Origin of the sequence: Streptomyces sp. NPDC000151, assembly GCF_040301705.1 — a bacterium.
In the GTDB taxonomy this organism is placed as follows: Bacteria; Actinomycetota; Actinomycetes; order Streptomycetales; family Streptomycetaceae; genus Streptomyces.
On sequence record NZ_JBEPFC010000185.1, the window covers coordinates 1 to 12801 of the forward strand.

Here is a 12801-nt window from a genome sequence, read left to right on the forward strand (position 1 = left end):
CGCCCCGCGGCCCTGTGCGCCCCCGACGGCCGGCCGCTCACGCGCCTCGTCGCCGGCGCCGCCCACCTCCTCGACACCGGCCTGCTCGGCGCCGGCGCCTTCGCGCCCGGCCTGCTCGACAGCACCCGCGCGGAACAGGTGGCGAGGCTGCTGAACAGCCCTGCCCTGGACACCGGCTGGGGCCTGCGCGGCCTCGGTGGCAAGGAGGACGGGTACAACCCCTTCGGCCACCGCAGCGGAGCGGTCCGCGTGCAGGAGACCGCCGTCGCCGCCTCGGCCCTGGCCGCCGCGGGCCACGCAGCGGCGGCGGCCTCCTTGATCCGGGGACTGCTGGACGCCGCGGAGACCTTCGGGTACCGCCTGCCGGAGATGTACTCGGGACAGCAGCGCACGGGCGACGGCGCTCCCGTGGCGCACCCCACGGCCTGCCGCCCGGCGGCGGTGGCGGCGGCCGGCGCGGTGCACGCCCTTATCGCCCAGGCGGGCATCCGCCCGGACGTCCCCGGCGGCACGCTCTCCGTGCGGCCCGCCGCCGGCACGCCGCTGGGCGCCCTGCATCTCACCGGCCTGACCGTCGCTGAGCAGCCCTTCGCCGTCCATGTCAGCGGCCGTGGCCTGGGAATGGTGGAGGAGGCGGCGGATGGGCTGCAACTGGGGGCGTGAAGGCGCGGACGGCCTGTTTATCGTCAGGCGGACGACTATGATCGCGGCATGCCTCCCTACGACCCGTCGGCCTTCCCCCCGTTCGCCGTCACCGTCGACCTGGTCGTGCTCACCGTGCGCAGGCACGCGTTGTGCGCGCTGGCCGTGCGCCGCGGTGAGCCACCGTTCCCGGGGCGGTGGGCCCTGCCCGGCGGATTCGTGCGGGCCGATGAGGACCTGGAGACCGCGGCGGCCAGGGAGCTCGCCGAGGAGACCGGCCTGCACGCCCACGGTCCGGCGGGCCCGCAGCCGTTCCCCGGTGCCCACCTCGAACAGCTCGCCACGTACGGAGACCCCAAGCGCGACCCGCGGATGCGGGTGGTCAGCGTGGCCCACCTGGTGCTCGCCCCCGACCTGCCGGCGCCGCGCGCGGGCGGCGATGCGCACAGCGCGCGCTGGGCCCCGGTCGAGACGCTCCTGGGGCAGGAGAACGGCCTCGCCCGCGACGGCGAACCGACCGCCTCACTGGCCTTCGACCACGCGCGCATTCTCGGGGACGGCGTGGAGCGCGCCCGCTCCAAGATCGAGTACTCCTCGCTCGCCACCGCGTTCTGCCCGCCGGAGTTCACGGTGGGGGAGCTGCGCCGGGTGTACGAGGCGGTCTGGGGCGTGGCCCTGGACCCGAGGAACTTCCACCGCAAGGTGACCGGCACGCCCGGATTCCTCGTCCCGACCGGTGGCACGACGACCCGTCAGGGCGGCCGCCCCGCACAGCTGTTCAGGGCGGGCGGCGCGACCCTCCTGAACCCACCGATGCTCCGCCCCGAGGTGTGACCCCGGGGCCCTGACGCCCTCCCGCCCGCGCTCGACTCGCCGGCCCCGGCCCCGGCTCCTTGGCCCGGAGCGGACGGCGTCCGCGCGCCGCGAGGACACGAGCAGCGCGGCGCACTCGGCATTACGGGCAAATAGGACATTGCGGGTTACCTTGGCGGGGTGAGTCCTTCAGTCCCCGCAGCACTCGCAACTGCCGCCGCCCTCGCCCCCGTGCCCCTCCGCGCTGCCACGCCCCTTCGCGCTCCTGCCGTCTCCCGAGCCGCAGTTCCCCACCGCGCTCCTGCCGCCCTCCGCGGGCCCGTTTCCGTTCCGGGGGCCGGCGCGGGGGCCGACGCGGAGGCCGATGCGGGGGCGCGTACCCGACGAGGCGCGCGATGATCCAGGCCGTCGGACTGACCAGCGAAGCCCGGCGCGGCCTGCCGCCGGCCGTGGACGACCTGACCTTCGAGGCGCCCGCCGGCGCGGTCACCGTCCTCCTCGGCGCCCGGGGCGCGGGCAAGACGACGGCCCTGCGCCTGATGCTGCGGCTGGAGCGCGGGCGGGGCATCACCCTCTTCCGCGGCCGCCCCCTGCACCGCCTGCCGAACCCGGCGCGGGAATTCGGCGTGCTGCTCGGCGACGTGCCCGGCCATCCCGCCCGTACGGCCCGCTCGCACCTGCGGATGCTCACCGCCGCGGCCGGAGTCTCCCCGGGCCGCGCCGAGGACGTCCTGGAGGCCGTCGGCCTCGGCGGCCTGGCGGAACAGCGCCTGGGCGAGTTCTCGCGCGGCATGGACCGTCGGCTGGGCATGGCGGCCGCCCTGCTCGGCGACCCGTACGCGCTGCTCCTCGACGAGCCGGACGACGGCCTGTCGCCGCGCGAGACGGCCTGGCTGTACGGCCTGCTGCGGGGGTTCGCCGAGCGCGGCGGCAGCGTGCTCGTCACGGCGTCCGACCCCAAGGCGGCCGCCCGGCTGGGCGACCGGATCGTCACGATCGAGGACGGCAGGCTGCTCGCCGACCAGGAGGCCGGGGACTTCGCGCACACGCGACTGCGGCCCCGCGTCAGCGTGCGGTCGCCGCACGCCGACCGGCTGGCGGCGCTCCTGGTCGACGAATGGCAGCGCGCCGACCCCGCGGTGGACCCGCGCGCGGAACAGCCGCTGGAGGTCGTACGGGAGAGCGGCAATCGCCTCGCCGTGTACGGGAGCAGCTGTGCCCTGGTGGGCGACACGGCCTTCCGGCACGGGATCCTGGTGCACCAGCTCGCGGACGAGACGGGGGACGCCAGGCCGGTCGTGCCGCTCAACCGGGCCGACGGCCGGGTGGCGGCGAGGCTGACGGCCGGTCATGGCGCGGTGGTGGCCGCGGAGCCGGCCAAGTCCGAGGCGGACACCGAGAAGGACGACGCCCGGTACGCCGGGGCGGCGCGCCGAGGACCCAACGAGCCGCGGGCGGAGTCGCGGGACGAGGACCGTACCGAGCCGCACACCGAGGACCGTACCGAGCCGCACGCCGAGGCAGGGGACGGGCAGCGTGCCGAGGCGCACGCCGACGCGTGGGGCGCCGGCGAAGAGCGCGCGCACGCCGGCGAACCGGTGCGCAAGGACGCCGGAGGGCACTGCGCCGTGGTCTCCGGCCCCGTCGCCACGGGGAACACGGGCCGGGCCGACGGCCTCCACGCGACAGGCCGGGTCGTCACCGTGTCTTCGTCCTCCCGGGCCCTTCCGCTCACGAAGGACCCCGACGGCGAACTCGCGTCCACCCTCGAACTCGCGCCCGTGCCCGCCGACGATGGGGTCAGTGGGGCGGCCGCGGCCGGCCCCACCGGCACCCCGCCCCATGGCACAGCGGTCCACCTCGCGGCCCCTCGTGCGCCGCGCACCTCCCCGCCCCCGCGCGGCAAGGTGCCGGCGGCTCAGCTGGTGCTGCCGCGGCTGTCCGCACCGGGGCCCGCCTGGCCGGTCCGTTATGAGCTGCGGCGAGCGGCCAGTGACCGTACGGGAATCGTCGTAGGCCTTCTCGTACTGGCGATCTCGCTCGTCCTGGCATGGGTACTGGCGCGCACCGGTGGCACACCGGCGACACGCGTACTGATGGGCTGGCCGGACCGGCTGCCGTTCCCGCCCGCCGCGGTGGGGGCGGGACTGATCGGCGCGCTCGCGTTCGGACAGGAGTTCCGGTACCCGGCGCTCGCGCCCGAACAGGGCTCCGTACCCCGCCGACTGCGGCTGCTGGGCGCCAAATTGCTGGTCAGCGCGGCGAGCGCGCTCGTGCTGGCGTCGGTCTCGCTCGTCATCGATGGCGTGCTCGTGGGCTACGTCTTCGGCGCGCAGGCGTTGCCCGCGGTCGCCGACTGGCCGCTGCTGTCGCTCGGTTGGGGCGCGCTGCTCATCGCGTCCGCATGGGCCGGCCTCCTGGCGGCGGGGATCTTCCGGTCGACGGCGATGGGGCTGGCGACAGTGCTGGCGGTGCCTGTCGCCGTGGTCCCGCTGATCCAGGGATTGTTGAGCGATCCGGCCGCCCGTTCGATGGTCGGCTTCCCTGCGCGGGTACGGACGACGGCCGCGGTCGACTGGCCGTCCGGCGTCGATCGGCTGACCGATGCCGCCTGGCGGCTGGCGGCGCACCCGGTGGCCGGCGCGATGACGCTGTCGCTCGCGGCCCTGTTCTGCGCGTACGCCCTGACCGCCCTGCGCGGAAGAACACGTTGAGGCCGCGAGCAGTCCAAGGGCGAACAGATCACGAGTCGAAGAGGCACGAGGCGAAGGGGTGAGGAGAGGAGCGAAAAACGGAGGAGCGGGGAGGCTGATGGTGAAGGTGAGGGAGAAGCGAAAGACGAGGTGAGCGGAGGGGCAAGAGCGGCGCGGTACTCATGAGGCTCCGGCGGCTTCCCACGTCCCACGCAGCGCGAACTGGCCAGAACTCCGCGTAATGCGTCTGCTTCCTTCCGATAAAGCGTCAATTGTAGGGTGATGGGCGATCACCCTTTCGTGTGCTTTTCACCAAAGACCTCAAGGCGCTCCGGCACGTCGCCGACAAAGGATGCGTGAGTACCCTTGCGCACACCATGATGACCGCGACTCGCCCCGCCGACACCGGCCTGACCGGCCCGGGCGAGCTCGACCGCTACCCCTACGCCGACGCCGTCGGCGGCGAGCGCACCGACCGTGTGGCTCCCGTGTGGGACGGCCACGAAAGCGAGATGGGCCGGGTCGGCCGTCGCGCCGCCGGCAGCCGTGGCCGTGGCCTGCACGGCCAACTCGTCCAGCAGCTCGGCCAGATGATCGTCTCCGGTGACCTCGGGGCCGACCGTCCACTCGTACCCGAAGAGATCGGCCAGCGCTTCGAGGTCTCCCGCACCGTCGTCCGCGAATCGCTGCGCGTCCTGGAGGCCAAGGGCCTGGTCAGCGCGCGCCCGAACGTCGGCACCCGAGTCCGCCCGGTCAGCGACTGGAACCTCCTCGACCCCGACATCATCGAGTGGCGGGCCTACGGCCCCCAGCGCGACGACCAGCGCCGCGAGCTGTGCGAGCTGCGCTGGACCATCGAGCCGCTCGCCGCGCGCCTCGCCGCGGGGCACGGCCGTGAGGACGTGCAGCAGCGCCTCGCCGACATGGTCGAGATCATGGGCCACTCCGCGGCCCAGGGCGACTCGCTGACCTTCGCCCGCGCGGACGCCGAGTTCCACTCGCTGCTCCTCCAGCTCACCGGCAACCGCATGCTGGAGCACCTCTCCGGCATCGTCTCCGCAGCGCTCCAGGTCTCCGGCGGCTCGCCCCTCGGCTGCGAGCACCCCGTCGAGACGTCCGTCGGCCAGCAGATGAAGATCGTCGACGCGATCGGCGCGGGCGACGCGGCGGGCGCCGAGGTCGCGATGCGTCAGCTCCTCGCGACCGGCGGTGAGGCCGGAGTGCCCGGCGGGAGTGGTGCGGCGGACCACGTGGTGCCCGCGCCCCGCGAGCACTGACCCCCCTGGAACCCACGTCACTCCCAGGCACCCCGCCCTGAAGAAACCGTACGCCGCACCCCTGCGCGACCGGCCGCCTCCCGGCGGCGGCGCACCCGCCTCCGCGAAGAGGGCGGCAAGGCGGCGCAGGCACCGTACGCACCCGTACGCGCACACCGAGGAACGCAACCCACGCGGTCGACGCAGCCGAGGCGGCGCATGCGGCCGACGCGGCAAGCGCGGCGAACACCGCGACGAAGCAACGCGGCGAACGCAAGGAAGAAGCAACGCAGCGAACGCAAGGCAGAGGACTCCGTACGTGCCGACGGGCCGTACGAGCCAGCGGGGCGGTCGCCGAGCCGCACGTCTCCGTGCGGGGCGGCCGCCTGCCCGGCCGTGTCCCTCGTGGCCGCCGAGGCTCCCTTCTCGCCTCCTTCTCTCCAGTACGCCCCCACATCGAGCAAAATGTGTCGTTATGGGGTGTGACTCGGGCCACGCGGATTGGGCGTAACGCTCTGCGGGGAAGCGCGATGACTTAAGAGGTGATAGCCGAGGAGGGAATACGGCGGCCGCTTGCGGCGCTGTCCCAACTCCCTGGTTGCCCCTGCGCCGTCGGCCCACCCCCGTCGACGGTCGTCGGCTCCGGTCCACAGTGGACGGAGCCGGAAGCCGTTTCCATCGTTCCGAGAGGTTGTTCGTGTCGGCCAGCACATCCCGTACGCTCCCGCCGGAGATCGCCGAGTCCGAGTCTGTGATGGCGCTCATCGAGCGGGGAAAGGCTGATGGGCAGATCGCCGGCGATGACGTGCGTCGGGCCTTCGAGGCTGACCAGATTCCGCCAACCCAGTGGAAGAACGTTCTGCGCAGCCTCAACCAGATCCTCGACGAGGAGGGTGTGACGCTGATGGTCAGTGCCGCAGAGGCGCCCAAGCGCACCCGCAAGAGCGTCGCAGCGAAGAGTCCGGCGAAGCGCACCGCCACCAAGACCGTCGCGGCCAAGGCCGCCGCGGTGAAGAAGACCACCGCGGCAGCGGCCGCGTCCGTCTCCCCGGCGTCGGACGGCCCGGGCGCCGAGGCGGAGCCCTCGCCGGCGAAGAAGGCGGCGGCCAAGAAGGTCACCGCGAAGAAGGCCACGGCCAAGAAGACGGCCGCCAAGAAGACCACGGCCAAGAAGACCAAGAAGGACGCGGTCGACGAGATCCTCGAAGAGGACACCGTCGAGGAGACCCCGGCGGCGCCGGGCAAGGGTGACGCCCCCGAGGCGGCCGAGGGCACCGAGGCCGCGGGCTTCGTGCTGTCGGACGACGACGAGGACGACGCCCCCGCGCAGCAGGTCGCCGCGGCCGGCGCCACCGCCGACCCGGTCAAGGACTACCTGAAGCAGATCGGCAAGGTCCCGCTGCTCAACGCCGAGCAGGAGGTCGAGCTCGCGAAGCGCATCGAGGCCGGCCTGTTCGCCGAGGACAAGCTGGCGAACGCCGACAAGCTCGCGCCGAAGCTGAAGCGTGAGCTGGAGATCATCGCCGAGGACGGCCGCCGCGCCAAGAACCACCTGCTGGAGGCCAACCTCCGCCTCGTGGTCTCGCTGGCCAAGCGCTACACCGGCCGCGGCATGCTCTTCCTGGACCTGATCCAGGAGGGCAACCTCGGTCTGATCCGTGCGGTCGAGAAGTTCGACTACACCAAGGGATACAAGTTCTCCACGTACGCGACGTGGTGGATCCGCCAGGCGATCACCCGCGCCATGGCCGACCAGGCCCGTACGATCCGTATCCCTGTCCACATGGTCGAGGTCATCAACAAGCTCGCCCGTGTGCAGCGCCAGATGCTCCAGGATCTGGGCCGCGAGCCCACTCCGGAGGAGCTGGCCAAGGAGCTCGACATGACCCCCGAGAAGGTCATCGAGGTCCAGAAGTACGGCCGCGAGCCCATCTCGCTGCACACCCCGCTGGGCGAGGACGGCGACAGCGAGTTCGGTGACCTCATCGAGGACTCCGAGGCCGTCGTGCCGGCCGACGCGGTCAGCTTCACTCTTCTGCAGGAACAGCTCCACTCGGTCCTTGACACGCTCTCCGAGCGCGAGGCGGGCGTCGTCTCGATGCGCTTCGGCCTCACCGACGGCCAGCCCAAGACGCTGGACGAGATCGGCAAGGTCTACGGCGTCACGCGTGAGCGTATCCGCCAGATCGAGTCCAAGACGATGTCCAAGCTGCGGCACCCCTCGCGTTCTCAGGTGCTGCGCGACTACCTGGACTGACGTCCCAGGTCAGCGGGCACGTGGGCCCGGTCACTCCGCTCGGGGAGTGGCCGGGCTCCGGCGTGTCCGGGGTGCGGCACTCGGCGGACTGACTCACTCTGGGTGTACGAAAGCTCCCCCAGAGTCAGGAGTCGGTATGGGCATCCGCACCCGCGCTGTCACCACGGTCCTCGCCGTCATCGCGCCGGCCGTCGCCGCACTCGGAGCGCCGGGACCAGCCGCCGCCGACAGCGTCATCGTCGGGGGACAGCAGGTACAGAGCTCTGCCAGCCCCTGGGTCGTCGCGCTGGCGAGCCGCGAGCGCTTCGGGGACGAACGCTCCGGGCAGTTCTGCGGTGGCGTCCTGGTGGGGCCCTCGACGGTGCTCACGGCGGCGCACTGTATGGGCAAGGACGTGCTGGGCGCGTCCCCGGACGCGGTGAAGGACCTGCGGGTGATCGTCGGGCGTACCGACCTGCGCGGCCGTGCCGGCAGGGAGATGGCGACGAGCAAGGTCTGGATCAACCCCGCGTACGACGCCACGACGAACGCGGGGGACTTCGCCATCGTGAAGCTGCGCGGGATGGCACCGAGCGACTACGCGCTGCCCATGGCCGGCCTGGGAGACCGCGCCTATCAGCCGGGCACGGGCGCCACGGTCTACGGCTGGGGCGACACGACCGGCAACGGTACGTATTCGTCGGTGCTGCGCGCGGCGCGGGTGCAGGTCATGCAGGATTCGGCCTGCAAACGTGCGTACCCGAAGAGCGTGGACGGCACGTACGACGGCGCCTCGATGCTCTGCGCGGGCACGCAGCAGGGCGGGCACGACGCCTGCCAGGGGGACAGCGGCGGACCGCTCGTGGCGAACGGGCGGCTCGTGGGGCTGGTCTCCTGGGGCACCGGCTGCGGTGAGCCGGGCAAGCCGGGCGTCTACACGCGGGTCTCGGCCGCCAAGCAGGCGGTGATGGCCCAGGGCGGCTGAGAGCGGCCGCGACGGGCGGCAGGGTCCATGGGGTGGGGGAGCGGCTCAAGAGCCGCGCAGCGCCCCGGGAAATCCTCTGAGGGGGCAGTGTCGGACGGGGCGTGCCGGTCCTCGTGACGGATCACGAAGGCCGGACGCCGAAGGGCGCACCGAGGTGAGTACGAGTGCGGGCGGTCTCCCCGGTGGGTACCGGGTGAAACCGCCCGCGCACGGCTCGTAGCCGCTACTCGCTCGTCGTCGGTGCGATGTGTCAGCGTTCCTCTTCGGACGCAGACGCCGGAGAGGCGGTCAGCCGCTCCGTCTCGTCCTGTATCTCCGCGGCGATCTTCTTGAGTTCTGGCTCGAACTTGCGCCCGTGGTGGGCGCAGAAGAGCAGTTCGCCGCCGGACATCAGGACGACGCGCAGGTAGGCCTGTGCGCCGCAGCGGTCGCAGCGGTCAGCGGCCGTCAGCGGGCTCGCGGGGGTCAGAACAGTAGTCACGTCGCCTCTTCTCTAGCTCGACGAGCTGTCGTACCAGGGTCAACATCCAACCAGGCCGAAAACGTTCCCGCTCGTGGCTTTTCCTCGAAAATTTTTTTCCGAGGTGGCCGGGTGCTGCCGGGTGGCGGCGAATGAGCCGTATTGCGTGGTGGTCTGATTCAAGTTGTCGGTCGGGCTGTCCTCCCGGCTGGGTTGCCGGTCGTTGATGAGGACGTGCCCGGAGCCTAAATGGTTCATGCCTCGAAGGGAACGTGATGTTCACGTCACCCACACGAGGAATAGAACGTACGAACGAAACTCTACTAGCATGGGCCCGCTTACGGGTGGCGTCACGTCGGCTCTACCTGGCCTCGGTACCCTCTGACCGGCGACACCGCCACACACAGGGTCCGCGGAATGCGGACCACCAGAAATTCAGCGAGGAGCGAACCGCGTGACCGCCGAGATGTCCGTGCCGTCCACCGCCGTGCTGACCGGGGCAGACCGGGACGGATCCAACTACACCGCGCGGCATCTGCTCGTCCTGGAGGGCCTGGAGGCCGTCCGCAAGCGCCCCGGCATGTACATCGGGTCCACCGACAGCCGCGGCCTGATGCACTGCCTGTGGGAAATCATCGACAACTCCGTCGACGAGGCGCTGGGCGGCTACTGCGACCGCATCGACGTCGTCCTGCACGAGGACGGCTCCGTGGAGGTCCGGGACAACGGCCGCGGCATCCCCGTCGATGTCGAGCCCAAAACCGGCCTCAGCGGCGTCGAGGTCGTCATGACCAAGCTGCACGCCGGCGGTAAGTTCGGCGGCGGCTCCTACGCGGCCTCCGGCGGCCTGCACGGCGTCGGCGCGTCCGTGGTCAACGCCCTCTCCGCCCGCCTGGACGTCGAGGTCGACCGCAATTCCAAGACCCACTCCATCAGCTTCCGGCGCGGCGTCCCCGGCATCTTCACCGAGTCGGGCCCCGACGCCCCCTTCGACCCCACCGGCGGGCTCGTCAAGGGCAAGCGCATCCCGAAGACCCGCACGGGCACCCGGGTGCGCTACTGGGCGGACCGCCAGATCTTCCTGAAGGACGCCAAGCTCTCCCTGGAGAACCTGCACGCCCGCGCCCGCCAGACCGCCTTCCTCGTGCCCGGCCTCACGCTGGTCGTACGGGACGAGCGCGGCATCGAGAGCGAGGGCCCCAGCGAGGAGACCTTCCACTACGACGGCGGCATCAGCGAGTTCTGCGAGTACCTCGCGCAGGACAAGGCCGTCTGTGACGTGCTGCGCCTCTCGGGGCAGGGCACCTTCAAGGAGACCGTGCCGGTCCTGGACGACCGCGGGCACATGACGCCCACCGAGGTCACCCGCGAGCTGGGCGTGGACATCGCGCTGCGCTGGGGCACCGGGTACGACACGACCCTCAAGTCGTTCGTGAACATCATCGCCACCCCGAAGGGCGGCACCCACGTCAGCGGCTTCGAGCGCTCCGTGACCAAGACGGTCAACGAAGTGCTGCGCTCGGCCAAGCTGCTGCGCGTCGCCGAGGACGACATCGTCAAGGACGACGCCCTCGAAGGGCTCACGGCGGTCGTCACCGTACGGCTGGCCGAGCCCCAGTTCGAGGGCCAGACCAAGGAAGTACTGGGCACGTCGGCCGCCAACCGCATCGTCGCCAACGTGGTGGCCAAGGAGCTGAAGGCGTTCCTGACCTCCACCAAGCGCGACGCGAAGGCGCAGGCCCGCGCCGTACTGGACAAGGCCGTCGCGGCCGCCCGTACGCGCATCGCCGCCCGGCAGCACAAGGAGGCGCAGCGCAGGAAGACTGCGCTGGAGTCCTCCTCGCTGCCCGCCAAGCTCGCCGACTGCCGCAGCGACAACGTGGACCGCAGCGAACTGTTCATCGTGGAGGGCGACTCGGCGCTCGGTACGGCCAAGCTCGCGCGCAATTCCGAATTCCAGGCGCTGCTGCCGATCCGCGGAAAGATCCTGAACGTTCAGAAGTCGTCCGTCTCGGACATGCTGAAGAACGCCGAATGCGGCGCCATCATCCAGGTCATAGGGGCCGGTTCGGGCCGCACCTTCGACATCGACGCGGCCCGCTACGGCAAGGTCATCTTCCTCGCCGACGCCGATGTCGACGGCGCGCACATCCGTACGCTGCTGCTCACGCTCTTCCAGCGGTACATGCGCCCGATGATCGAACAGGGCCGGGTCTTCTCCGCCGTGCCGCCGCTGCACCGCGTGGAGCTGATCAACCCCAAGAAGGGCGTGGACAAGTACATCTACACGTACTCGGACAACGAACTGCGGCAGACCCTGCTGGAACTCCAGCGCAAGAACGTCCGTTTCAAGGACAGCATCCAGCGCTACAAGGGCCTGGGCGAGATGGACGCCGACCAGCTCGCCGAGACCACGATGGACCCGCGCCACCGCACCCTGCGCCGGATCAACATCAGCGACCTGGAGGCCGCCGAGAAGGCGTTCGACCTGCTCATGGGCAATGAGGTCGCGCCGCGCAAGGGGTTCATCACCGACTCCGCCGCGTCCCTGGACCGCTCGCGCATCGACACCTGATCGCCGCTGTCGTGCGAGGGCCGTCCACCCCTGGGTGTACGGCCCTCCGCGCATTTCCACCCGGAGCCCACCCGCGGGCCGATCCGCACGCCGCCGCGCCTTCCTAGCGTGGGGAGACGTCGAAACCGTCCCCGCAACCGGAGGCTCGAACCATGGGCGGCGTGCCCACCATCCTCGTCATCGCGGCGGTCGCCGCCCTCGTCATCGTCCGGCAGTTCAGCGCACGGAAGGTCGCCGCCGACCGCAGGAGCTGGTGGGTGCTGCCGGCCGTCCTGGTCTACGTCTCGGTCAGCCGGTCCGGCGGCGCGCTGCTGAGCGCCTCCCACCCCACCGCCTCCGCCGTCCTCCTGGGCGCCGGCGTCGCCGCCGGGCTCGCCACCGGAGCCGGCCTCGCCTGGACGATGCGCCTGTGGACCGACCAGGACGGCACCGTATGGGCCAAGGGCCGGGGCGTGACGGCCGCCGTCTGGGCCGCGGGCGTCGCCGTACGCCTCGGCCTCCTCGGCATCGGCGCGCTGCTCGGCGTCCATCTGAACGGCCAGGCCACCACCCTCACCGTCGCCGCCCTGTTGCTCGCCCAGTCCGGCGCGCTGGCCTGGAGGGCCGGGGTGCTCGGCCCGGCGTACCGTGTTGCTGCCCCCAGGTGACCCGCGAGGAACAGGAGCGTCCGTGCCGCTGCCGGTGCCGCTGAACTCCTGGACGCGCTGGCCGCTGCGCGAGGCCCTCTCCCGGGTGGGCACCAGCCCCGCGCGCCTCTGGCTCGGCCGGATCATCCGCGCCCTGGTGCTGGCCGCGCTGCTGTGGACCGCGTTCACCAGCCATCATCTGCGCGGCTGGGCGGCGGTCGCGGGAGCCGTCGGCATCCTCGCCGTCGGCGTCGCCTTCTGGGGCTTCTTCCGCGCCACGCTCCGGCACCTCCTGTGGCCCTCCGTCACCCTGCTGCTCCTCATGGAGGCCGGTGCCTTCGGCTTCCACGAGGCGGGGCTGCGGGTGCCCGCTGTCGTGCTGTGGTGCGCCTGCGCCGTCACGGCGCTGGAACGCCTGCAGGCTCGTCGAGCTCCTTGCGGTAGGAGTACAGATCATTGTCCAAGATCACGCTCGTGGCGGCGGAGTCCAGCGCGGCCTGGACGGCAGGAGCACA

The 12801-nt window shown here is 71.8% G+C and carries 8 protein-coding genes and 2 pseudogenes; 9 read left to right on the forward strand and 1 reads right to left on the reverse strand.

Annotated elements, in window-relative coordinates; translation table 11 throughout:
- From ABT381_RS32140 to ABT381_RS32165, 6 genes and pseudogenes are all read left to right on the forward strand, one after another.
- A pseudogene (locus ABT381_RS32140) lies at positions 1-663 on the forward strand (glycogen debranching N-terminal domain-containing protein); the annotation flags it as partial.
- 48 nt (positions 664-711) lie between these two features.
- Positions 712-1476 carry an NUDIX hydrolase gene (locus tag ABT381_RS32145; RefSeq protein ID WP_351600444.1) on the forward strand — a complete coding sequence of 255 codons (765 nt, stop codon included), beginning with the start codon at positions 712-714 and terminating at the stop codon, positions 1474-1476.
- A gap of 374 nt (positions 1477-1850) precedes the next feature.
- A complete protein-coding gene (locus ABT381_RS32150; RefSeq protein ID WP_351600446.1) occupies positions 1851-4169 on the forward strand; it encodes an ATP-binding cassette domain-containing protein in 2319 nt (772 codons plus the stop codon).
- A gap of 281 nt (positions 4170-4450) precedes the next feature.
- A complete protein-coding gene (locus ABT381_RS32155; RefSeq protein ID WP_351600448.1) occupies positions 4451-5425 on the forward strand; it encodes a FadR/GntR family transcriptional regulator in 975 nt (324 codons plus the stop codon).
- 676 nt (positions 5426-6101) lie between these two features.
- Positions 6102-7661 carry an RNA polymerase sigma factor gene (locus ABT381_RS32160; RefSeq protein WP_351600450.1) on the forward strand — a complete coding sequence of 520 codons (1560 nt, stop codon included), beginning with the start codon at positions 6102-6104 and terminating at the stop codon, positions 7659-7661.
- A gap of 136 nt (positions 7662-7797) precedes the next feature.
- Positions 7798-8625: a S1 family serine peptidase gene (locus ABT381_RS32165; RefSeq protein ID WP_351600452.1), complete on the forward strand. Its 828-nt coding sequence runs from the start codon at positions 7798-7800 to the stop codon at positions 8623-8625.
- 250 nt (positions 8626-8875) lie between these two features.
- Here ABT381_RS32165 and ABT381_RS32170 read toward each other — a convergent pair whose 3' ends face one another.
- The gene (locus ABT381_RS32170) at positions 8876-9106 is read right to left on the reverse strand and encodes a DUF7455 domain-containing protein (protein WP_006602664.1); all 231 of its coding nucleotides are present in this window, start codon (positions 9104-9106) and stop codon (positions 8876-8878) included.
- A gap of 433 nt (positions 9107-9539) precedes the next feature.
- On the opposite strand from ABT381_RS32170, the gene ABT381_RS32175 reads away from it, so the two are divergent.
- From ABT381_RS32175 to ABT381_RS32185, 3 genes and pseudogenes are all read left to right on the forward strand, one after another.
- Positions 9540-11660: a DNA gyrase/topoisomerase IV subunit B gene (locus ABT381_RS32175; protein ID WP_351600455.1), complete on the forward strand. Its 2121-nt coding sequence runs from the start codon at positions 9540-9542 to the stop codon at positions 11658-11660.
- A 152-nt stretch (positions 11661-11812) separates the two neighbouring features.
- Positions 11813-12307 (forward strand): DUF1453 domain-containing protein, encoded by a 495-nt coding sequence (locus ABT381_RS32180; protein ID WP_351600457.1) that lies wholly within the window; start codon positions 11813-11815, stop codon positions 12305-12307.
- A gap of 22 nt (positions 12308-12329) precedes the next feature.
- Positions 12330-12801: pseudogene (locus ABT381_RS32185) on the forward strand (hypothetical protein); the annotation flags it as partial.

Coding starts and splice junctions, on each gene's coding strand:
- ABT381_RS32165 (WP_351600452.1), top strand. CDS start 7,798: ATGGGCATCCGCACCCGCGCTGTCACCACGGTCCTCGCCGTCATCGCG.
- ABT381_RS32145 (WP_351600444.1), top strand. CDS start 712: ATGCCTCCCTACGACCCGTCGGCCTTCCCCCCGTTCGCCGTCACCGTC.
- ABT381_RS32180 (WP_351600457.1), top strand. CDS start 11,813: ATGGGCGGCGTGCCCACCATCCTCGTCATCGCGGCGGTCGCCGCCCTC.
- ABT381_RS32150 (WP_351600446.1), top strand. CDS start 1,851: ATGATCCAGGCCGTCGGACTGACCAGCGAAGCCCGGCGCGGCCTGCCG.